17 protein-coding genes and 1 pseudogene are annotated in these 21,805 nt (G+C 66.9%); 10 read left to right on the top strand and 8 right to left on the bottom strand.

What is annotated here, in order from left to right:
- Positions 1 to 399 precede the first annotated feature (399 nt).
- Positions 400 to 3,144: an AAA family ATPase gene (locus PKO50_RS15415; protein ID WP_109935363.1), complete on the top strand. Its 2,745-nt coding sequence runs from the start codon at positions 400 to 402 to the stop codon at positions 3,142 to 3,144.
- Between the two features lie 52 nt (positions 3,145 to 3,196).
- Here the strand turns inward: PKO50_RS15415 and PKO50_RS15420 are convergent, their stop codons facing one another.
- Genes PKO50_RS15420 through fdhD form a run of 3 tightly spaced genes read right to left on the bottom strand, consistent with a single transcriptional unit; the run spans position 3,197 to position 4,800 of the window.
- Positions 3,197 to 3,448, bottom strand: a complete 252-nt coding sequence (locus tag PKO50_RS15420; protein ID WP_109935362.1) for a MoaD/ThiS family protein — start codon at positions 3,446 to 3,448, stop codon at positions 3,197 to 3,199.
- Positions 3,445 to 3,948, bottom strand: a complete 504-nt coding sequence (gene moaC / locus PKO50_RS15425; protein WP_109935361.1) for a cyclic pyranopterin monophosphate synthase MoaC — start codon at positions 3,946 to 3,948, stop codon at positions 3,445 to 3,447. The genes PKO50_RS15420 and moaC overlap by 4 nt, the downstream gene beginning before the upstream one ends.
- A 21-nt stretch (positions 3,949 to 3,969) precedes the next feature.
- Entirely contained in the window at positions 3,970 to 4,800 is an 831-nt protein-coding gene (fdhD, locus tag PKO50_RS15430; RefSeq protein WP_109935360.1) for a formate dehydrogenase accessory sulfurtransferase FdhD, read from the bottom strand.
- Positions 4,801 to 5,055: 255 nt separating this feature from the next.
- Between fdhD and moaB the strand changes: the two genes are divergently transcribed.
- From moaB to modA, 4 genes are all read left to right on the top strand, one after another.
- Positions 5,056 to 5,595 (top strand): molybdenum cofactor biosynthesis protein B, encoded by a 540-nt coding sequence (moaB, locus tag PKO50_RS15435; RefSeq protein ID WP_109935359.1) that lies wholly within the window; start codon positions 5,056 to 5,058, stop codon positions 5,593 to 5,595.
- Positions 5,592 to 6,815, top strand: a complete 1,224-nt coding sequence (gene glp, locus PKO50_RS15440; protein WP_275630219.1) for a gephyrin-like molybdotransferase Glp — start codon at positions 5,592 to 5,594, stop codon at positions 6,813 to 6,815. The genes moaB and glp overlap by 4 nt, the downstream gene beginning before the upstream one ends.
- Positions 6,802 to 7,260, top strand: a complete 459-nt coding sequence (locus PKO50_RS15445; protein WP_109935357.1) for an NAD-binding protein — start codon at positions 6,802 to 6,804, stop codon at positions 7,258 to 7,260. The genes glp and PKO50_RS15445 overlap by 14 nt, the downstream gene beginning before the upstream one ends.
- A gap of 153 nt (positions 7,261 to 7,413) precedes the next feature.
- Positions 7,414 to 8,169, top strand: coding sequence for a molybdate ABC transporter substrate-binding protein (gene modA, locus PKO50_RS15450; protein WP_275630220.1), 756 nt, complete (start codon positions 7,414 to 7,416; stop codon positions 8,167 to 8,169).
- Between the two features lie 503 nt (positions 8,170 to 8,672).
- Here modA and PKO50_RS15455 read toward each other — a convergent pair.
- The 3 genes from PKO50_RS15455 to PKO50_RS15465 form a co-directional block, all read right to left on the bottom strand.
- Positions 8,673 to 10,049, bottom strand: a complete 1,377-nt coding sequence (locus PKO50_RS15455; protein WP_275630481.1) for an OprD family porin — start codon at positions 10,047 to 10,049, stop codon at positions 8,673 to 8,675.
- Positions 10,050 to 10,516: 467 nt separating this feature from the next.
- Positions 10,517 to 11,698 (bottom strand): alkane 1-monooxygenase, encoded by a 1,182-nt coding sequence (locus PKO50_RS15460; protein ID WP_275630221.1) that lies wholly within the window; start codon positions 11,696 to 11,698, stop codon positions 10,517 to 10,519.
- A 31-nt stretch (positions 11,699 to 11,729) separates the two neighbouring features.
- Positions 11,730 to 12,773: a 2Fe-2S iron-sulfur cluster binding domain-containing protein gene (locus PKO50_RS15465; protein ID WP_275630222.1), complete on the bottom strand. Its 1,044-nt coding sequence runs from the start codon at positions 12,771 to 12,773 to the stop codon at positions 11,730 to 11,732.
- A 161-nt stretch (positions 12,774 to 12,934) separates the two neighbouring features.
- Between PKO50_RS15465 and PKO50_RS15470 the strand changes: the two genes are divergently transcribed.
- Positions 12,935 to 13,933 (top strand): AraC family transcriptional regulator, encoded by a 999-nt coding sequence (locus PKO50_RS15470; RefSeq protein WP_109936647.1) that lies wholly within the window; start codon positions 12,935 to 12,937, stop codon positions 13,931 to 13,933.
- Here the strand turns inward: PKO50_RS15470 and PKO50_RS15475 are convergent.
- Positions 13,926 to 14,825: a bestrophin family protein gene (locus PKO50_RS15475; RefSeq protein ID WP_109936648.1), complete on the bottom strand. Its 900-nt coding sequence runs from the start codon at positions 14,823 to 14,825 to the stop codon at positions 13,926 to 13,928. The genes PKO50_RS15470 and PKO50_RS15475 overlap by 8 nt on opposite strands.
- A 20-nt stretch (positions 14,826 to 14,845) precedes the next feature.
- Complete coding sequence (gene moaA / locus PKO50_RS15480) at positions 14,846 to 15,850, bottom strand: GTP 3',8-cyclase MoaA (protein WP_109936649.1); 1,005 nt, start codon at positions 15,848 to 15,850, stop codon at positions 14,846 to 14,848.
- A gap of 473 nt (positions 15,851 to 16,323) precedes the next feature.
- On the opposite strand from moaA, the pseudogene PKO50_RS15485 reads away from it, so the two are divergent.
- From PKO50_RS15485 to PKO50_RS15500, 4 genes and pseudogenes are all read left to right on the top strand, one after another.
- Positions 16,324 to 18,646 (top strand): annotated as a pseudogene (locus PKO50_RS15485) (FdhF/YdeP family oxidoreductase).
- Positions 18,647 to 18,715: 69 nt separating this feature from the next.
- Entirely contained in the window at positions 18,716 to 20,110 is a 1,395-nt protein-coding gene (locus tag PKO50_RS15490; protein WP_109936651.1) for a cytochrome ubiquinol oxidase subunit I, read from the top strand.
- Positions 20,111 to 20,124: 14 nt separating this feature from the next.
- Positions 20,125 to 21,141 (top strand): cytochrome d ubiquinol oxidase subunit II, encoded by a 1,017-nt coding sequence (gene cydB, locus PKO50_RS15495; protein ID WP_109936652.1) that lies wholly within the window; start codon positions 20,125 to 20,127, stop codon positions 21,139 to 21,141.
- Between the two features lie 134 nt (positions 21,142 to 21,275).
- Positions 21,276 to 21,611, top strand: a complete 336-nt coding sequence (locus PKO50_RS15500; RefSeq protein ID WP_109936653.1) for a histone-like nucleoid-structuring protein, MvaT/MvaU family — start codon at positions 21,276 to 21,278, stop codon at positions 21,609 to 21,611.
- Positions 21,612 to 21,805: the final 194 nt, after the last annotated feature.

Here is a 21,805-nt window from a genome sequence, read left to right on the forward strand (position 1 = left end):
TTCCCGAACCATTGCGGCGAGTCACTTCGCCGTAATGGTTCTCGCCTGTCGCGGTGCAGTTTTTCATTCATCGACAGGCACTGTGAAAGTTATGTTCGTCATCTTTTCCGGATAGTTCCGCGTTACTTCGCCGTTTCGTCACTATGGCGCGGCTTCTTATCATCTTTCGTTGTTTGGCTATCGTCGATTTCGTCTGGCGCCCTCCCACTTCCCGGACTATGGTGAACGGACGGTGTAATAGCCGTTACTGCTTTTCGAGTTTTCCTGTCTCTTTCGTTTCGAAAAAACAGCGTATGCCAGGACTTGGGGTTCGTTATTGAACTCATTCATGGCTATTCGCTGCTGGAGATGCGGCCGCTCGATTACAAGCGCCCACTTGTTCCGTGGAGAGAGTTCATCATGGCGAATCTCTGTGAAATCTGTAATGCGAGACCCGCTGTCGCCCGCGTGACCGTCGTACAGAATGGCGAGCGCAAGTCGATGTCGATCTGCGACCACGACTACCGCCAGCTGATGCGGCACCAGAGCATGCTGAATCCGTTCGACTCGCTGCTGGGGGGCGGCGGGCTTTCGCGTTTCTTCGACCGCTTCGGCGGTGGCGCGGGCGACGAGGGCGAGGGGTTCGGCATGGCCGCCGAGGTGCCCCGCGAGTCGGTCGACGCCACCGACGCCTTCAGCGCCCAGACCCTGGAGATACTCCAGCGCGCCGCGGAAAAGGCCCACGAGCTCCGGCGCAACGAGCTGGATACCGAGCACCTGCTGTACGTGCTGGCCGATACCGACGTGGTGTCCGCCCTGCTCAAGGAGCTGAAGCTGTCGCCGCAGGACATCAAGGGCTACATCGACCAGCATGCGCAGACCGGCAACGCCTCGCCCGATGCGCCGGTCGACCGCATGACCATCTCGCCGCGCCTGAAGAAGGCCTTCCAGCTGGCCTTCCAGGCCTCGCGGGACCTGGGGCATTCCTACGTCGGCCCGGAGCACCTGCTGATCGGCCTGGCCTCGGTGCCCGAGAGCCTGGCCGGCACGCTGCTGAAGAAATACGGCGTGACCCCGGAGACGCTGCGCCAGAAGGTGGTCAAGATAGTCGGCAAGGGCGCCGAGGACGGCCGGGTGGATACGCCCAGCGGCACGCCGACGCTGGACAAGTTCGGCCGTGACCTCACCCAGCTGGCGCGCCAGGGCAAGCTGGACCCGGTGCTGGGGCGGGCCCAGGAGATCGAGAACGCCATCGAGGTGCTGGCCCGGCGCAAGAAGAACAACCCCGTGCTGATCGGCGAGCCCGGCGTCGGCAAGACGGCCATCGTCGAGGGGCTGGCCCAGCGCATCGTCAACGGCGACGTGCCGGAAGTGCTGCGCGGCAAGCGCCTGGTCGAGGTGAACCTGAACTCGATGGTCGCCGGCGCCAAGTACCGTGGCGAGTTCGAGGAGCGGGCCAAGCAGCTGATCGACGAGGTCACGGCCAAGCATGACGAGCTGGTGCTGTTCATCGACGAGCTGCACACCATAGTCGGCGCCGGGCAGGGCGGCGAGGAGGGCGGGCTCGACATCGCCAACGTGCTCAAGCCGGCCCTGGCCCGCGGCGAGCTGAGCCTGATCGGCGCCACCACGCTCAACGAGTACCAGAAGTACATCGAGAAGGACGCCGCGCTGGAACGCCGCTTCCAGCCGGTGTTCGTCCCCGAGCCCACGGTGGAGCAGACCATCGTCATCCTCAGGGGCCTGCGCGACAAGCTCGAGGCCCACCACCAGGTGACCTTCGCCGACGACGCCTTCGTCGCCGCCGCGGAGCTCGCCGACCGCTACATCACCAACCGCTTCCTGCCGGACAAGGCCATCGACCTGATCGACCAGGCCGCCGCCCGCGTGCGCATCGGCGCCACCTCGCGGCCGGCGGACATCCAGGAGCTGGAGGCGGAGATCGCCCAGCTCAAGCGCGAGCAGGACTACGCGACCTCGCGCAAGCGCTTCGACGAGGCCAAGAGCTTCGAGGAACTGATCGGCGAGAAGCAGGCGCAGCTGGATGAACGCTCCGAGGCCTGGGAGCGCAAGACCGGCTCCGAGACACTGGAGGTGACCACGTCGTCCATCGCCGAGGTGGTCTCGCGGCTTACCGGCATCCCGGTGGCGGAGCTGACCCAGGAAGAGCGCCAGAAGCTGCTGAAGATGGAAGAAACGCTGCGCCAGCGCCTGATCGGCCAGGAGCACGCGGTGGTGGCGGTCAGCGACGCCGTGCGCCTGTCGCGCGCGGGGCTGGGCCAGGCCCACCGTCCCATCGCCACCTTCCTGTTCCTCGGCCCGACCGGGGTGGGCAAGACCGAGCTGGCCAAGGCGCTGGCGGAGAGCGTGTTCGGCGACGAGCAGGCGATCATCCGCATCGACATGTCCGAGTACATGGAGCGCCACGCCGTGGCCCGGCTGATCGGCGCGCCGCCGGGGTACGTCGGCTACGACGAGGGTGGCCAGCTGACCGAGCGCGTGCGCCGGCGGCCGTACAGCGTGATCCTGCTGGACGAGATCGAGAAGGCCCACCCCGACGTCAACAACGTACTGCTGCAGGTCTTCGACGACGGCCGGCTCACCGACGGCAAGGGGCGGGTGGTGGACTTCAGCAACACCATCATCATCGCCACCAGCAACCTCGGCGCCTCGATCATCATGGACAACCTCGAGCGCCCCGAGGCCGAGCGCATGGACGACAAGGCGCTGCGCGACGAGCTGATGGGCGTGCTCAAGGGGCACTTCCGTCCGGAGTTCCTCAACCGCGTCGACGACATCATCGTGTTCCATGCGCTGTCCCGCGACGACATCCGCGCCATCGTCCGCATCCAGCTGCAGCGGGTGGTGCGCACGGCGGCGGCGCAGGACATCACCCTGACGGTCGACGATGCCCTGGTCGACCACCTGGTCGAGGTGGGCTACCAGCCCGAGTTCGGCGCCCGCGAGCTGAAGCGGCAGATACGCCAGGAAGTGGAGACGCGGCTGGCGCGGGAAATCCTCGGCGACAAGGTGGTGTCCGGGGACAGCGTCGCGCTGGGCTACGACAAGGAGGCCGGCAAGGTGACGCTGGAGAAGGGCGGTGCCAAGCCCGAGGCGGCCGAACCGCCGGCGCCGCCCGCGGGGGCGGAGGAAACCGGGACCTGAGGACGCAGGGACGGGCGGCGCCGGCGCGCTGCCCGTCCACTCGGCCGGCTATTCAGCCACCCGTCACGGTCGGGAAGAACGCCACCTCGTCGCCGTCGGCGACCGGCTCGTCCAGGGCGCACAGTTCCTGGTTGCGCGCACACATCATATTGGCCTGGGTGAATACCTCGGCCCAGGCGCCGCCGCGGTTCGCCAGGAGTTCGCGGATGTCCTCCAGCGTGGCCAGGGCGCCTTGCCAGGGCAGGGCCTCGCCCTCGCTGCCGAGCAGTTCCCGGTAGCGGGCGAAGTACTGCAGCCGGATCATCGCGCATCCTCCACCTGGTACAGGCCCGAGCGGCCGCCGGCCTTGCGCAGCAGGCGCACCCAGTCGATCTGCATGCCGCGGTCGATGGCCTTGCACATGTCGTAGAGCGTCAGGGCCGCGACGCTGGCCGCCGTCAGGGCCTCCATCTCCACTCCCGTGGCGCCTTTCAGGCGGCAGGTCGCGACAATGCGCACCGAGTCCGGCCGCACCGGCTTGAGCTCGACGCCGACCGCGCTGAGCAGCAGCGGGTGGCACAGCGGGATGAGTTCGTGGGTGCGCTTGGCCGCCATGATCCCGGCGATCCGCGCGGTGGCGAAGACGTCGCCCTTGGGGTGGCCCTGCTCGAGGATCAGCTCGAGGGTCTCGGGTTTCATCCTGATCCAGGCTTCGGCCACGGCTTCGCGCTGGCTGTCGGGCTTGGCGGTGACATCGACCATGCGGGCATGGCCACGGTTGTCCAGGTGGGTCAGCGTCGCCGCCGACTCATGGGGTTGGTTCATCGAGACTCCGGGGCGCGCCTGTCAGGGCGCCGGGCTGTAGAGCCTGGGCAGGCTGCGGTGGGGGACGTGAATGAGGTTGAGCTGGTTGCGGCGCGCCCATTCCACGGTCAGCGCGGTGGGCGCCGAGAGGCTGACCAGGGTGCCGATGCGGGCGCGCACCGCCTTGTGGACGAGCTCCAGGCCGCAGCGGCTGGTGACGACGACGAAGCCCTCGGCGGGGTCGACGCGCGCCTGGGCCATGGCGCCTATCAGCTTGTCCAGGGCGTTGTGCCGGCCGATGTCCTCGCGGCACAGGCGTACCTCGCCCTGCCCGTCGAGGTACAGGGCGGCGTGCAGGGCGCCGCTGCCGCGGGCGGCCGTCTGGGCGACGCCGATCCGCTCGCGCAGGCCTTCCAGCAGGCTCGCCTCCGGCAGCGGCGCGAAGCGCAGCGGGGTCAGCGCCGGCAGCGCCTGGTCCAGCGCCTCGACGCCGCAGATGCCGCAACCGCTGGTGCCAGCCAACTGCCGGCGGCGGCCCTTCAGCGCCCAGAAGGCGCGGTTGGCCAGTTCGACCTGCGCCAGGTACGCCTCGCCGGAACGGCTGACTTTTATATCGTGGATTTCATCCAGGGAAGTGACGATTTCATTGGTCAGGCTGAAGCCCCTGACGAAATCTTCCATATTGCCGGGCGATACCATCATCACGGCCTGACTGATGCCGTTGTAACTGATGGCCAGGGCGGTTTCCCGGGCAAGTACGGCCTCGCCGATTATCCAGTTCTCGCCCAACTCAACATAACTGTAGGCTTGCGCGGGGTCGGGCGGCGCATTGATGTCGGATATATCGGTTCGAGTTTCGTCGATCAGCACCATCACGGCACCCTTGGATTCTGTTGCCTGTTTTTCAGGTTACGCACGTGGCCAAATAGCGTCCAATCGCTTCTTCCGATCCGTCGATAAGACGCCTCTATGACGGAAACGACGCATTGCATGGGGGTTTAAAACGGCTTCAGGGCCGCGCTCCATTTGCCGATAGAGGCCCCCGATCATGGGGTTTGCCATATCGATTGGACGGCCTGGTCGTTCATCTCTAGTTTGGCGCGGAAACTTCCAACTGGAGCGACGGGCGTGAACGTCAAGCCGAATACGGAATTCATTCCACTCAATATCGCGGTATTGACCGTCAGCGATACGCGAACTTTCGAAACCGATACTTCCGGCGAGTTGCTGGCGAGCCGCTGCGTCGAGATCGGCCATCGCCTGGTGGCGCGCGTGCTGCTCAAGGACGACCTCTACCGGATACGGGCCCAGGTCGCCGCCTGGATCGCCGAGGAAGCGGTGCAGGTGGTGCTGATCACCGGCGGCACCGGCTTCACCGGCCGCGACAGCACCCCGGAGGCGGTCGCCTGCCTGCTGGACAAGCAGGTCGAAGGCTTCGGCGAACTGTTCCGCGCCTTGTCGATCCTCGATATCGGCACCTCCACCGTGCAGAGCCGCGCCCTGGCCGGCCTGGCCAACGGCACCCTGGTGTGCTGCCTGCCGGGCTCCACCGGCGCCTGCCGCACCGCCTGGGAAGGCATCCTCGTCGAGCAGCTCGATTCGCGGCACCGCCCCTGCAACTTCGTCGCCCACCTCAAGCCCGGCAATGCCTGCGGGCCGCGCCCATGAAAGCCAAGGGGTTGATGCCGGTCGACGAAGCCCTGGGCCGGTTGCTGGACCTGGCGGAGGCTTCGCCCATCGCCGACATCGAGGAACTGGAGCTGGCCCGGGCCGATGGGCGCGTGCTGGGGCGCGACCTGTTCGCCCGGATCGACTCGCCGCCCTGGGCCAACAGCGCCATGGATGGCTATGCCTTCAGGCTTGCCGACCTGGACGGACGGGCGCTGCGGGTCTCCCAGACGATCTTCGCCGGCCAGGCGCCGGCGCCGCTGGAGCCCGGCACCTGCGCGCGCATCTACACCGGCGCGCCGTTGCCGGCAGGGGCCGACTGCGTGCAGATCCAGGAGAACTGCACGCGCCTGGACGACCAGCACGTACGGGTCGAAGGCCAGCCGCGGGCCGGCGCCAACGTCCGGCCGCAGGCGGACGAGATCGCCGCCGGCGAACCGCTGCTGAACGCCGGCCGGGTACTGGGCCCCGTGTCCCTGGGGGTTCTGGCCTCCCAGGGCTACGCGAGCGTGCCGGTGGTGCGGCGGCCGAGGGTCGCGCTGCTTTCCACCGGCGACGAGCTGGTCCCCCCGGGCCAGGCGCTCGCGCCCGGGCAGATCCATGACAGCAACCGCCCGGTGCTGCGCGCGCTGCTCCAGCGCCTGGGCTGCGAGGTCGTGGAGCTGGGCCGCGTCGGGGACGACCCGCAGGCGATCCGCACGGCCCTCGCCGCAGGCAGCGCGAGCGACCTGATCCTCAGCTCCGGCGGCGTCTCGGTGGGCGAGGCGGACTTCATCGGCAAGCTCCTGCGCGAGCAGGGCGAGGTGATGCTCTGGAAGCTGGCCATCAAGCCGGGCAAGCCTTTCACCTTCGGCAAGCTGGAGGCGACGCCTTTCATCGGGCTGCCGGGGAACCCCGGCTCGTCCCTGGTGACCTTCCTGCTGCTGGTGCGGCCCTACCTGCTGCACCGGATGGGCGTGGCCGCGGTCCAGCCCAGGCGCCAGCCGCTGCCGGTGGGCTTCGACTGGCCCAAGGCGGGCACCCGCCAGGAATACCTGCGCGTGCGTATCGAAGACGGTATCGCCCGCCTGCTGCCGGGGCAGAGCTCCGGCACCCTGCTGAGCGCGACGCTGGCCAACGGCCTGCTCGAAATCCCGGCGGGAAGGACCTTCGAGGCGGGGGAGTGGCTGAACTTCCTGCCGTTCGACGGCCTCTGGGGCGCGGCGAATGACGCGCGCTGAACATTACATCGTCATCGGCGACGGCGCCCTGGCCCTCAACGCCTGGCGGGAACTGACCGCAAGGGGCCAGGCGGCGGTCCGCCTGCTGCCCGCGCGGGCGTCGGCGGAAGGCCCGGACAGCTTGCGGGGCGACCCCGGGGACGCGGAAGTGCTGCGGCGGGCGGGCGCGGAGCGGGCGGTGGCCGTGCTGGCGATGCTCGATGACGATGCGCACAACCTGTCCGTGCTGCGCGCCTTGCGGACGCTCGCCAGCCCCGCGCTCACCGTGGTGACGGTGAATGACTCGCGGAACCTTCCGCGCATCCGCCAGCTGCGCCCTGGCGCCGTCATCGCGCCGCTGCTGGAGGATGGGGTGCTGGCCGCCCGTATCGTCCATGGCGAACAGATACCCTCGGACCTGCTGCCACACTGCGTGCTCCAGCAGGGGGAGGTCGAACCCGCCTAGTCGCGGAGCCGCAGGGAATGGATAGGCGGGCCGTATTTCGGCCTGGCGACAGGCCCGGTTACGCGCCTCGCTATATAGTTTTGAACACAGCGATGCGGGGGCTCATCGCCTGCCAGCAGACATAGAACGACAACCCACCACTGGAGCACATCGATGAAACACGCATTCACCCGTCTTTCCCTGGCCCTGGCCGCCTGCCTGGCCGCCCACGCGGCGCTGGCCGACGAGGTGCAGGTCGCCGTCGCGGCCAACTTCACCGCGCCCATCCAGGCCATCGCCAAGGACTTCGAGAAGGACACCGGGCACAAGCTGGTGGCCTCCTTCGGCGCCACCGGGCAGTTCTACGCGCAGATCAAGAACGGCGCGCCCTTCGAGGTGTTCCTCGCCGCCGACGACACCACCCCGGCCAAGCTGGAGCAGGAGAAGGCCACCGTGCCCGGCTCGCGCTTCACCTACGCCATCGGCAAGCTGGCGCTGTGGTCGGCGAAGGACGGCTACGTCGACGCCAAGGGCGCGGTGCTGAAGCAGGGCGGCTTCCAGCACCTGTCCATCGCCAACCCGAAGACCGCGCCCTACGGCCTGGCCGCCACCCAGGTGCTGGACAAGCTCGGCCTGAAGGACAAGCTGGCCGGCAAGCTCGTCGAGGGCCAGAACATCGGCCAGGCCTACCAGTTCGTGTCCAGCGGCAATGCCGAGCTGGGCTTCGTGGCGTTGTCGCAGATCTACAAGGATGGCAAGGTGAACGGCGGTTCGGCCTGGATAGTCCCGGCCGACCTCTACGAACCGATCCGCCAGGACGCGGTGATCCTCGAGAAGGGCAAGGACAACTCCGCGGCCAAGGCCCTGGTGGACTACCTGAAGGGGCCGAAGGCGGCGGTGGTGATCAAGGCCTACGGGTACGAACTCTGATCCCCATCCCTCTCCTGCAAGGGGAGAGGGGTGTGTGAACACCGTCGTCCGGTCCTGCGTGGCCGGTGAATCCAATCGCGGACGAAGTCCGCTCCTACGCCCGTGCTTCCTGGAACCGTAGGAGCGGACTCTGTCCGCGATCATGGCGGATAACGCCGTAGGCGTTATGCGCCCTACGGGGAGCCCGGGAGCCTCGTGGTTTCGCATCGCGCCGGACGGTTCCCTCTCCCGCTTGCGGGGGAGGGTTAGGGAGGGGGTGCGGAGTCAGGGTTTGGCAGAGGTGCGTGGGCGAAATCCGTCCCCTCTCCCCAACCCTCTCCCTGAAGGGAGAGGGGGCTTGTCCGTGCCGAGAAAGGATTTGGTGTCAGTCGGGCACTCGGTACAAGCCGGCTAACACAGAAATACCAGCGCACTCCGAACGGTCCCCTCTCCCTTCAGGGAGAGGGTTAGGGAGAGGGCTCTTGGCTCTGTTGCTCTTAACACCCCCCCTCCAGACCCAAGACCTAGAACAACGGCAACGTATAACTCACGATCAACCGGTTCTCGTCCTGGTCCCGCTGCGTCGCCGTGCCCGAGCCGCTGACCGGCAGGCCGCTGCGCATGGTGGCGTTCTTCCAGGCCAGGCCCAGGCCCTTGAAGGTGCCTTCGGGGACCACGTAGCCCACGGCGATGTCGCGTTCCCACTCGCCCTGGTCGCCGCGGCCGGTCTTGATGTCGTCGGCGTTGAGGTAGAGCACGCTGAAGGTCAGGCCCGGCACGCCGAGCTTGGCGAAGTCGTAGGCGTAGCGGCCGATCCAGGTGCGCTCGCCGGCGTGGTTGAACTTCAGCAGCTGGGCGTCGGTGTGCAGGTAGGTGCTGGTGCCTTCGCCGTCGCCGCGGTTCAGGTAGGGGAAGTCGCTGTCGCCGGTGAGTACCTGGTAGCCGGCGCCGAGGCTGTGGCCGCCGAGGCTGTAGGTGAGCAGGCCGCTGTAGACGTTGTTGTCCACCTCGCCCTTGGTCACGCCGCTGCCGTAGTAGCCGCTGCTGACGTAGCCGTCCTTGCGCCCGGCGGTGCTGCCGTTCTTGCCGTCGGAATCGCTGATGAACACCCGCAGGTCGGTCTTCAGGGTGCCCGGGCCGATCGCCCAGTTGTGCGTCAGGCCAAGGAAGTGCTGCTGGTAGAAGTCGGTCAGCTGGCCGTAGTAGTACTGCAGCGTCAGGTCCTTGGTGGCCTTGTAGTCGCCGCCGGCGAAGTAGAACTTGTTGCTGTCGCGGGAGCTGGCGGTGCTGCCGTTGGCGCCGGCGATGGACATGCTGCGCCAGTCGGTGGAGTTGCGGCCCTTGGTGTGGCTGAGCTGGCCGCCGATCAGGGTCAGGTCCTTGAACTCGTTGGAGGTGACCTGGCCGCCCTCGTAGGTCATCGGCAGCAGGCGCGCGTCGTTGTAGACCACCACCGGCAGCTTGGGCTGCAGGGTGCCGTAGCGGAACTCGGTCCTGGAGACCTTGGCCTTGGCGGTCAGGCCCAGGCTGCTGAACTCGTCCACCGCGCTGCCGTCGCTCTCCAGCGGGAAGATGGTGCCCGGCTGGCGGTCGATGCCGCTCTTGCCGGACTTGCCGCCGCCGTCCAGGCGCAGGCCGAGCAGGCCCAGGGCGTCGACGCCGAAGCCGACGGTGCCCTCGGTGAAGCCGGAGGCGTAGTTGAGCATGAAGCCCTGGCCCCATTCCTCCTGCTTGCTCGGCGAGGCGGGGCCGTTGCGGTTGTCGGTGTTGATGTAGAAGTTGCGCAGGCCGAGGCTGGCCTTGCTGTCCTCGATGAATCCGCCGGCGCTGGCCTGCTGGGCGAGGGCCGCCGTGGCGATGGCCAGGGCGAGGGTGGATCGCTTCATGTGAATGCTCCTAATAACGGCTTGAGTGTTGTGCCTGACTCCGAGCAGAAAGTGCTTTATTACGTTATTTACTTTTTTATATAGCGAAACTTGTAAAAAAACGCCATGAATATGGCGTGTATGAAAACAGGTGCGCTTCTTCTTGCTACGTAAGGCGGGTGACATGACGCCAAACTGCAGCAAAAGTGTCAAGCGATATTTCACTTTTGTGAGGAGCAAAACGCGAAGTGCATTAGCGGATACTCGAAACTGATCTTGCCAGGTATGAATTTTCCTGGTTGAACAAGCGAAAGGTTATTGCTTTTCGAAAAGAGCCGAAGTCAATGGAAGTTTCAAACATGCATTTCAGAAATGCCCAAACGCCGAGGGGGCGGGCGTCAACCGCCCCTCGGCGAAGAGTGGAATGCAAGTTACAGGCGAATATTCCGGGAGTGTTCTCTTTCATTTCCAGGCGGAACATCCGAACTTGCCCGTAACTGCCATCAGGAACGGGATGGATAGCTCGAATACTTCACCAACCCCGGAATACCACTGCGGGCATTGGCGGCGGCGGCCAACTGGCGTTCCTCGGCACTGGCATGTTCGCGGTCCCAGGCCAGCACCTTGGGCGTCATCAGCTTGTGCCAGAGCGGCGGCAGCATGGCGACGATGATGGTCGTCAGGTAGCCGCCGATCATCATGGGCGCGTCGGGGAAGGGTTTCAGGTCCTGGTAGGGGACTTCGCCCTGGGCGTGGTGATGGGAGTGGCGGGTCAGGTTGAACATGGTCCAGGAGCTGATGCGCCTGTTGGTGTTCCAGGAATGCCGCGGCTGCACGGGGGTGGCCGGGTTGCGCACCATGCCGTAGTGCTCCATGTAGTTGACGATTTCCAGCAGGGCCTTGCCCCACAGCCCGCAGGCGATGAAGAAGAGCGCGGCGGGCCACTGGCCGATGGCATAGGCGGCGGCCACCAGCAGCAGGCTCATCCCGTGGCCGCGCAGGACCGCGTTGCGCCAGCCGAGCAGCCAGTAGCCCTTGCGCGCCAGGCGCTGCTTCTCGATGTGCCAGGCGCTGAGGTTGCCCCTGAGGGTCGAGATCAGCACGTGGGCGTAGACGTTGCGGCCGCGGGGCGCGGTGGCGGGGTCCTCGGTGGTGGAGACGTAGCGGTGGTGGCCGTAGACGTGCTCGATGGCGAAGAGGGTGTCGAAGCTGAACGCCAGCAGCCAGCGGCCGATGAGCATGGAGACCGGGTCCCAGGTGCGGTGCGTCAGCTCGTGGGCGGTGATGGTGCCGATGATGCCGATCATCAGGCCGGTGAGGATCCACGCCGTGACGTGCTGGCCGATGCCGGTGGCGGCCCGGGCGCCGAGCAGGTCGTAGCCCGTCGCCTGGCCCAGGGCGGCGCCGAAGCCGAGGAAGTCGCCGTCGCTGACGCCCCAGAGCGCCGCGAAGACGATGAAGCACAGCAGCGGCAATGCCAGCCATAGCTGGAAGGTGAGGATGCCCGGGTGTTTGAACTCGGGCGTGGTGGTGTCGTCACCGCAGACCAGGTCGCCGATCACGTAGAGGGTCAGCACGGCGACCAGGCCGTAGGTGATCCAGGGGCCGCCGGCGAGCAGGGCGGCGGCCGAGAACAGGCCGACGGCGTGGAAGAGGAAGTACTTGAGGTAGTGCAGCGCGTTCATGGTCGTCTCTCTTGTTATGGGATGGCACTTTTTACTGGATGGCACTTTCCGTGGTTGCGCACGGAGCCTGTTGCAGCGTGAAGCGGTCGGCATGGATGTTTTCGCGGGCGACGCCGTGCCGTTCCAGCAGGGCGCTGGCGCTGTCGATCATCCCCGGCGGCCCGCACAGGTAGGCGTGGCTGCCGGCCTGCAGCAGCACCGGGATCTGCTCGGTGACCAGGCCCCGCGCGCCGTCCCAGGGGGCCTGGCGGTCCACTTCGGACAGCACCGGGACGAAGTGGAAGGGCCCGGGCCACTGGCGGGCCAGGGCATGGATGTCCTCCAGGGCGTAGAGGTCGTGCGCCTGCCGGGCGCCGAACAGCAGGGTGACCGGGCGCCGCACGCCACTGGCGAGCGCGTCCTGCAGGATGGCCAGCAGCGGCGCCAGGCCGCTGCCGCCGGCCACCAGCAGCAGCGGGGCCTCGGCCGGGCGCAGGTGGAACTGGCCCAGCGGGCCCTTGAGGCTCGCGCCCTGGCCGAGCAGCGGGCGGCTGTCGACCAGCCCGGTGAGCTGGCCGCCGGGCACCTTGCGGATGAAGAAGCTGACCTTGGCGTCGGCCTGGGGCGGGGAGGCGAAGGAGAAGCTCCGGGCATGGCCGGGCAGGCAGTCCAGGCTGAGCTCGGCGTACTGCCCGGCCTTGTAGGGCAGGCTCGCTTCGAGCTGGAGGGTCAGGCGGGTGATGTCGTGGGTCAGCCTGTCCTGCGCCACCACCTTGCCGCGGACCTGGCGGGTATCCTGCTGCGCGCCGTCGAACTCGATGCTCACGTCGCCGCGCGGCACGCTCTGGCAGGCCAGGATGTAGCCCTGGTCGAGCTCCTGGGCGGAGAGGATGTAGCCGGTCTCGGTCAGTTCCCTGACCTTGCCCTGCACCAGCCGGCACTTGCAGGTGGCGCAACCGCCGACGCGGCAGCTGTGGGGGAAATCGATGCCCTGGCGCAAGGCGGCCTGCAGCAGGGTCTCGCCAGGCTCGACGCGGATGCTGGCGCCGTTGATCGAGGCGTTCGCCGCACGGTTTCGGCTCAGAAAGGCAAACATGCGTCCTCCGTTCTAATCGTTGTGGGTTGGGACGCTTCGATGCTAGGGGCGGCGGCGGACGGCGGAGAGGTTCCCGATTGACATTCCAGGGGTCATTTGTTGACATCTTCGCGCCCCTGGAACCCTGTGAGGTCGAGCCCTTGTCGGACTTCGTGTTGCCAATGCCCTACCTGCGGCAGATCGCCGAGCAGCTGCGGGCCATGCAGAAGGACCCGCAGGCGTGGTTCGCCCGCAGCGGCCTGAGCGAGCGCCAGCTCGACGAGGCGGGCTTCCAGCTCGGCTTCCCGCAGTTCCAGCAGCTGCTGCGCGACGCCATCGCGCTGACGGCCGAACCGGCGCTGGGGCTGCTGATCGGCGAGCGCCTGGTGGCCAACACCCACGGCATACTGGGCTACGCGGCGATGCAGAGCGGCACGCTGCGCCAGGCCCTGGAGCTGCTGCAGCGCTACCTGGCCCTGCGCACCACGCTGGTCAGCCTGAGCTACGAGTGCGATGAACAGGCCGGGCAGGTGCATGTCCGCTTCCTGCCCGGCTACGCCCTCGGCGACATCGAGCGCACGGTGCTGGAGGCGGTGATGCTGGCGGTCAGCAACATCTTCGAGGCGATGACCCTGGGCAGTTGCCCGCTACGCCAGGTCCGGCTGCCTTTCGCGGTGCAGCCCTACGCCGCGCTGGCCGAGGAGCTGTTCCGCTGCCCGGTGGCCTATGGGCAGCGCTGGGCGGGCTTCAGCCTGGACCTGGCGGCCATCGACCAGCCGCTGAAGCTGGCCGACCCCGCGGCCTTCCGCGAGGCCGAGGCGATATGCCGGCGGGAGCTGGCGAGGCTGGGCGAGACCGCGACCATGGGCGCCCGGGTGCGGCGGACGATGCTGGAGAAGCAGAACGGCTTCCCCAGCCTGAAGGTCACCGCGCGCCTGTTCCACATGACCCCGCGCACCCTGCACCGGCACCTGCTGGAAGAGGGCACTTCGTTCAGGCTGATCCTCGAGGACGTGCGCCGCACCCTGGCCATCGAGCACCTGAAGGCCGGCCACCTGAGCATCGAGGAGATCGCCTACACCCTGGGCTACACCGACCTGGCCAACTTCCGCCGCGCCTTCAAGCGCTGGGAGGGCATGCCGCCCTCGGCGTACCGCGCCCGGCTCGGCGCGCTCAACTGAGGACGTAGTCGACCGGCTGCAGGGGCGGCGGCAGGTCCCGGTAGCCCAGGGCACCGAGGACGTCGCGCTCGATGATGCGGACCATGGCGTCGGTGGGCAGGTCGTTCTCCTCGCGGCCGAAGGGGTCTTCCAGCTCGTTGCTGATGGCGTCCAGGCCGAAGAAGGTGTAGCTGACGATGGTGGTGAAGATGGGCGCCATCCAGCCCAGCGGCTCGGCCATGGCGAAGGGCAGCAGGATGCAGAAGATGTAGATGGTGCGGTGCAGCAGCAGCGTGTAGGGGAAGGGGATCGGCGTCGCCTTGATGCGCTCGCAGATGCCCTGGGCATCGGTGAAGGCGCCCAGGCGCTGCTCCAGGGTCAGGTAGCGCCATTCGCTGATGCGCTTCTCCTCGGCCAGCTGCGAGCAGACGCTGCCGACGTGCTGCAGGATGCCGTCGGTGACGTTGTGCGCGGTGATGGGCGTGTCGCTGGCGAGCCAGGGGCGGGCGGCCTTCAGCTCGTCCTCGTTGCGCAGCCGTGCATTGAGCGCGTGGGCGTAGCCGCAGAGCGCGCGCAGCAGCTTCTCGCGCAGCGCCTGGTCCGTGATGACGACGCTCTCGCGGATGAACGAGCGCATCTCGATGACGATCGAGCCCCAGGTCTTGCGGCCCTCCCACCAGCGGTCGTAGCAGGCGTTGTTGCGGAAGCTCATGAAGATCGACAGCGACAGCCCCAGCAGGGTGAAGGGCGTGGCGTTGACCCGGGCGAAGAACGCCGGGTGGTGTTCCTCCACCAGCACGATCAGCGCCGCCAGGAGGGTGACCATCAGGCTGCGGAAGGCGATGCGCTTGGCGATGGAGCCCTTGAGCGTGAACAGCACGCGCAGCATGTCGGGTTGCGGTTGGACGATCATGGGGGTTCCCGCGGGGGCGGCTAGCCGCCGGTCATGTTCATGAAGCGGAGGATCTGCACCTCGCCGCCGACCTCGAAGTGGTGGCGCTGGGGCTTCAGGCGCATGGCCTGGCGGATCGCCCGGTCCAGCCGCTCGGCGTCGCCGGGGTGGCCGCGCAGCACCTGCTTGAGGTCGGCCGAATGTTCGTTGCCCAGGCACAGCAGCAGGCGGCCCTCGACGGTCAGGCGCACGCGGTTGCAGCTGCCGCAGAAGTTGTGGCTGTGCGGCGAGATGAAGCCGATGCGGATGTCCGGCGCCTCGGCCAGGCGGCAGTAGCGGGACGGGCCCTGGGTGGACTCGGCGGATTCGATGAGGCTGAACTTCTCGCCGATGCGTTCGCGCACCTCGTCGCTGGAGCAATAGGACTCGCCGCGCTGGTGCTCGCTGATGACGCCCAGGGGCATTTCCTCGATGAAGGAAATGTCCAGCTGGCGGTCGATGGCGAAACGCACCAGGTCGACCACCTCGTGGTCGTTGCGGCCCTTGAGCACCACGCAGTTGAGCTTGGTGTGGCGAAAGCCCGCGCGGCGCGCGGCGTCGATGCCGGCGATCACCTGGTCGAGGTCGCCGGTGCGGGTGAGCGCCTTGAAGCGCTGCGCATCCAGGCTGTCGAGGCTGATGTTCAGCCGTGCAAGGCCGGCGTCGTGCAGCGGTTGCGCCAGGCGCTGCAGCTGCGAGCCGTTGCTGGTCATACACAGCTCGCGCAGGCCGGGGAGGGCAGCGATGCGCGCGCACAGCTCGACGATGCCCTGGCGCACCAGGGGCTCGCCGCCGGTGAGGCGGATCTTGCGCGTGCCCAGGGCGACGAAGCGCTCCGCCACGCGGTACAGCTCGTCGAGGGTGAGGATGCGCTGGCGGGGCAGGAACTGCATGTTCTCGGCCATGCAGTACACGCAGCGGAAGTCGCAGCGGTCGGTCACCGACATGCGCAAGTAATCGATCTTGCGATTGAAACCGTCGATGAGTTCGCCAGTGGTGTTGTTCAATTCAGAGTTGCCTCTCGAGTTGATCGCTCATTGCTCTTTGCACGCATGCATTGATGTTTCAATCAATAACCTGGCGATCTTCGGAATGAGGCTAGCCAGCCACTATTGGAGCGTCAAATTGCTTTTGATTACCGGTTGATAAGAACGCTCTATCAAGTGGCTCCATTATTCTGGAAAGCGCTCTGGATCGGGAGCGGGAGGACTGATAGACGGTTCTGATCAGGGCGTAATTTATTTCGATTGGACGCAATGCTTGGTTCTCAATAGCCTGAGATCACAAGGCGAGCCAATGTCTCTCCGGTTTCCAGGCCAAGGCTTTGGAAGATGAACCCGAATGCAACTTCAATTCGCGGCGAAGAAGAAGTTTCGCCCGCAGTAGTTGCTCGTCCGGAGTTCGATATCGGTACGCCCGTAGTGTCGCCTTTTTCTGCCTGAGAACTTTCATTCTCTGCGTGTAATCGAGGAATGCCTGAATGAGCCAAGACGAACACATAAGGAGCTATACCGCGCCGGCCGCCGGCTGGGGCGCGCTCAAGAGCGTGACCAAGAGTTGGCTGGGCAGCGAGAACGCCGTCAAGAACCTGCGGGCGATGCTCAAGACCAACCAGAACAGCGGCTTCGACTGCCCCGGTTGCGCCTGGGGCGAGTCCCCGAGAACGGCCTGGTGAAGTTCTGCGAGAACGGCGCCAAGGCGGTCAACTGGGAGTCCACCGGGCGCTCCGTCGACCCCGACTTCTTCGCCAAGTACAGCGTCAGCGCGCTGGCCGGGCAGAGCGACTACTGGCTCGAATACCAGGGCCGGCTCACCCACCCCATGCGCTACGACGCGGCCACCGACCACTACGTGGAAACCACCTGGGAGGAGGCCTTCGCCCTGGTCGCCAGGCACCTGAAGGCGCTGAAGTCGCCGGACGAAGCGGAGTTCTACACCTCCGGCCGGGCCAGCAACGAGGCGGCCTTCCTCTACCAGCTGTTCGTCCGCGCCTTCGGCACCAACAACTTCCCCGACTGCTCGAACATGTGCCACGAGGCCAGCGGCCTGGGCATGGCGGAAACCCTCGGGTGGGCAAGGGCACCGTGGTCTTCGACGACCTGGAGAAGGCCGATGCCATCTTCGTCATCGGCCAGAACCCCGGCACCAACCACCCGCGCATGCTCGAACCGCTGCGCGAGGCCGTGCACCGCGGCGCCCAGGTGATCTGCATCAACCCGCTGAAGGAGCGCGGCCTGGAACGCTTCCAGCACCCGCAGCACCCCCTGGAGATGCTGAGCAACGGCTCGGAGCCGACCAACACCGCCTACTTCCGCCCGGCCCTGGGCGGCGACATGGCGATGTTCCGCGGCATGGCCAAGTTCCTCCTGCAGTGGGAACGCGAGGCCCAGGCCAACGGCGAGCCGCCGGTGTTCGACCATGCCTTCATCCGCGAGCACACCAGCGGCCTGGACGCCTACCTGGCGGCGGTGGACGCCACCCCCTGGGAGCACATCGTCGGCCAATCCGGCCTGAGCATGGCCGAGCTGGAGCTGGCGGCGCGCATGTACCGCCGCGCCGAGCGGGTGATCATGTGCTGGGCCATGGGCCTGACGCAGCACCGCCACTCGGTGCCGACCATCCAGGAGGTGGTCAACCTGCAACTGCTGCGCGGCAACGTCGGCAAGCCCGGCGCCGGCCTGTCGCCGGTGCGTGGCCACAGCAACGTGCAGGGCGACCGCACCATGGGCATCGACGAGAAGCCGCCGACCTGGCTGCTGGACGCCCTGGAGAAACGCTTCAAGTTCAAGGTGCCGCGTGGCCACGGCGACAACGCCGTGCTGGCCATCCAGGCCATGGAAGCCAGGCGCGCCAAGGTGTTCCTGGCCCTGGGCGGCAACTTCGCCCAGGCCACCCCGGACACCCCGCGCACCCACGCCGCGCTGCGCAACTGCGAGCTGACCGTGCACATCGCCACCAAGCTCAACCGTTCGCACCTGGTCACCGGCCGCGACGCGCTGATCCTGCCGTGCCTGGGCCGCACCGAGGTCGACCTGCAGGCCGACGGGCCCCAGGGCGTCACCGTGGAAGACACCTTCAGCATGGTGCACATCTCCCACGGCCAGCTGAAGCCGCGCTCGCCGCACCTGCGCTCGGAGCCGGCGATCATCGCCGGCATCGCCAAGGCCACCCTGGGCAACCAGCCGATCGACTGGGACTGGGCCATCGCCGACTACGGGCACATCCGCGACCTGATCGCCGACGTCATCCCCGGCTTCGCCGACTTCAACGCCCGGCTGCAGCACCCCGGCGGCTTCCACCTGGGCAACGACGCGGCCGAGCGGGTCTGGAAGACCACCAGCGGCAAGGCCCGCTTCACCCCCAGCGAACTGCCGCAGGAGCTGGTCAACCAGGCGGTGCTGGCGCGCGGCGAGCGGCCCGACCTGATCCTCCAGACGCTGCGTTCCCACGACCAGTACAACACCACCCTGTACGGCCTGGACGACCGCTACCGCGGGGTGTTCGGCCTGCGCGAGGTGGTCTTCGCCAACGAGCGGGACATCCGCCGCCTGGGCTTCGCCCCGGGCGACAAGGTCGACCTGGTATCGCTGTGGGAAGACGGCATCGAGCGTCGCGTCAGCGGCTTCCAGCTGGTGGCCTACGACCTGCCGGCGGGGCAGGCGGCGGCCTATTACCCGGAAACCAATCCGCTGGTACCGCTGGAAAGCTATGGCGACCGCACCTTCACGCCGACTTCCAAGTTCATCGCGATCAGGATCGAGAAAGCCCGGGAAGACAGCCTGATCCATTCGACTGTCGCCTGAGACGGACTCCCATACGGCAGGCGATTGGGGCCTGCCGTCACTCAATGAGCGATCAATAAGGGTTTCGCCATGTTGAACATACAGGCGTTGGACCTGGCGCGGATTCAATTCGCGTTCACGGTCTCTTTCCATATCATCTTCCCGGCCATCACCATTGGCCTGGCGAGTTTCCTGGCCGTGCTCGAAGGGCTCTGGCTGAAGTCCGGCAACCCGGTCTACAAGGACCTCTACAAGTTCTGGTCGAAGATATTCGCGGTGAACTTCGGCATGGGCGTGGTCTCCGGCCTGGTCATGGCCTACCAGTTCGGTACCAACTGGGCGCGCTTTTCCGACTACGCCGGCAGCATCACCGGGCCGCTGCTGACCTATGAGGTACTGACGGCGTTCTTCCTGGAGGCCGGCTTCCTCGGCGTGATGCTGTTCGGCTGGGATAGGGTGGGGCGCCGCCTGCACTTCTTCGCCACGGTGATGGTGGCCATCGGCACCATGATCTCGATGTTCTGGATCCTCTCGTCCAACAGCTGGATGCAGACGCCCCAGGGCATCGACATCGTCGACGGGCGCATCGTGCCGCTGGACTGGCTGAAGATCGTCTTCAACCCGTCCTTCCCCTACCGCCTGGTGCACATGGCGCTGGCCGCCTACCTGTCCACCGCCTTCTTCGTCGGCGCCTCGGCCGCCTGGCACCTGCTGCGCGGGCGCGACAACCCGGCCACGCGGACCATGCTGTCGATGGCCATGTGGATGGTCCTGGGCGTGGCGCCGCTGCAGGTGCTGGTGGGCGACGCCCACGGCCTGAACACCCTGGAGCACCAGCCGGCGAAGATCGCCGCCATCGAGGGGCACTGGGAGAACAGGCCGGGCGAGCCGACGCCGCTGATCCTCTTCGGCATCCCGGACATGCAGGCCGAGCGGACCCGCTACAGCCTGGAGGTGCCGTACCTGGGCAGCCTGATCCTGACCCACAGCCTGGACAAGCAGATCCCGGCGCTGAAGAGCTTCGCCCCGCAGGACCGGCCGAACTCCGCGGTGATCTTCTGGAGCTTCCGCCTGATGGCCGGGCTGGGGATGCTGATGATCCTCTGCGCCCTGGCCGCCCTGGTGCTGCGCCGCGGTGGCGCGCTGTACCGCAACCGCGCCTTCCTGAGCCTGGTGCTGGCGATGGGTCCCTCGGGGCTGATCGCGCTGCTGGCCGGCTGGTTCACCACCGAGATGGGCCGCCAGCCCTGGGTGGTCTACGGGATGCTGCGCACCAGCCAGGCGGTGTCCAACCACAACGTCGCGCAGATGAGCCTGACCCTGGCGCTGTTCGTGGTCATCTACTTCTCGGTGTTCACCGTCGGCCTGGGCTACATGATGCGCCTGGTGCGCAAGGGCCCGGGCCTGCACCACGACAACGATCCGCTGGTGAGCGAGCCCGCCGGGCACTCCAGCGTCCGCAGACCTATGTCGGTTGCCGGCTGAGGGGAGGTTGAAACATGGGTATTCAAGGCATCGACCTGTCGGTCATCTGGGGCGTGATCATCGCCTTCGGGCTGATGATGTACGTGATCATGGACGGCTTCGACCTGGGGCTGGGGATTCTCTTCCCGCTGGTGTCCGACTCCAGTGAACGCGACGTGATGATGAACACCGTCGCCCCGGTGTGGGACGGCAACGAGACCTGGGCCGTGCTGGGCGCCGCCGCGCTCTACGGCGCCTTCCCGCTGGCCTATTCGGTGATCCTGGAGGCGCTGTACCTGCCGCTGGTGCTGGTGCTGGCCGGGCTGATCTTCCGTGGCGTGGCCTTCGAGTTCCGCTTCAAGGCCAAGCCGCAGAAGCGCCACATCTGGGACAAGGCGTTCATCGCCGGCTCCTTCCTGGCGACCTTCTTCCAGGGCGTGGCCATCGGCACCTACATCGACGGCATCCCGGTGGTGGACCGGCAGTTCGCCGGCAGCCCGCTGGACTGGCTGTCGCCGTTCCCGCTGTTCTGCGGGGTGGGCCTGGTGCTGGCCTACGCGCTGCTGGGCAGCACCTGGCTGCTGGTGAAGACCGAGGGCATGCTGGAGTCGCGCATGCGCCACTACAGTCGGCCGCTGACCTACCTGCTGGCGGCGGTGATCGTGGTGATCTGCGCCTGGACCGCCTGGCTGCACCCGAACATCGCCCAGCTGTGGTTCTCCGGGCGCCACTGGGTGCTCTTCGCGGTGATCGCTGCCCTGGCGGTGGCGTCGATGTGCCTGATCCAGTCGAACCTGCGCAAGCGCCATTCGCACCTGCCGTTCATCAGCGTGCTGGTACTGATGTTCCTCGGCTACCTCGCCCTGGCGGTGAGCATCTGGCCGAAGATCATCCCGCCGGCCATCGATCTCTGGCAGGCCGCTTCGCCACCGTCCAGCCAGCTGTTCGCCCTGATCGGCGCGCTGTTCATCATCCCGATCATCCTCATGTACACCTTCTGGAGCTACCACGTGTTCCGCGGCAAGGTCACCGCCGCAGACGCCTACCACTAACTCCCTACGAGCCATACGACAGCTGGCGGTGGCCGCGCCCGAGCGCGGCCACCCCCGGCGCGGGGACGCTTTTTTCCGAATTCCAGCGGGCCGCCCATGCCGGCCCGGACAGATACCGATAACGGAGCCTTGCGATGAAAGACGACAAAGATGCCATCCGTGACGACGACGCCCACGAGCAGGATGCCGACCACGCCGACCAGGCGTTCGTGGAATCGCTCCGCGAGCTGATGGGCGAGTACGACAAGAGCCTGGAGGACGTCATCGAGATCCTCGAGACCGACGTCGACTGGATCGCCAACGGCCACCAGGCCAAGGGCGCGAAATACCAGAAGATCCGCGCCCGCAAGGTGTACCGCAACCCGCATACCGGCGAGACGGTGCGGACCAACAACCGCGACCACAAGACGCTGCTGGGCTGGAAGGACGCCTACGGCGAGGACGTGGTGGAGTCCTGGATCCTCAGCTAGCCGGGGAGGGCAACGGCGGATAACGCCGTAGGCGTTATGCGCCCTACGGGTCCCGGAAGGCACGTAGGGCGCATAACCGTTCGCGGTTATCCGCCGCCGGCCGGAACACCGACACCTGAGGATTCGCGCGGCTGGGGGCAATCGCGGACGGAGTCCGCTCCTACGGGTTGCCCAGGCGCCGTACCCTTGTAGGA

The sequence above is a fragment of the Pseudomonas sp. 273 genome, from assembly GCF_029201425.1.
In the GTDB taxonomy this organism is placed as follows: Bacteria; Pseudomonadota; Gammaproteobacteria; order Pseudomonadales; family Pseudomonadaceae; genus Pseudomonas; species Pseudomonas delhiensis.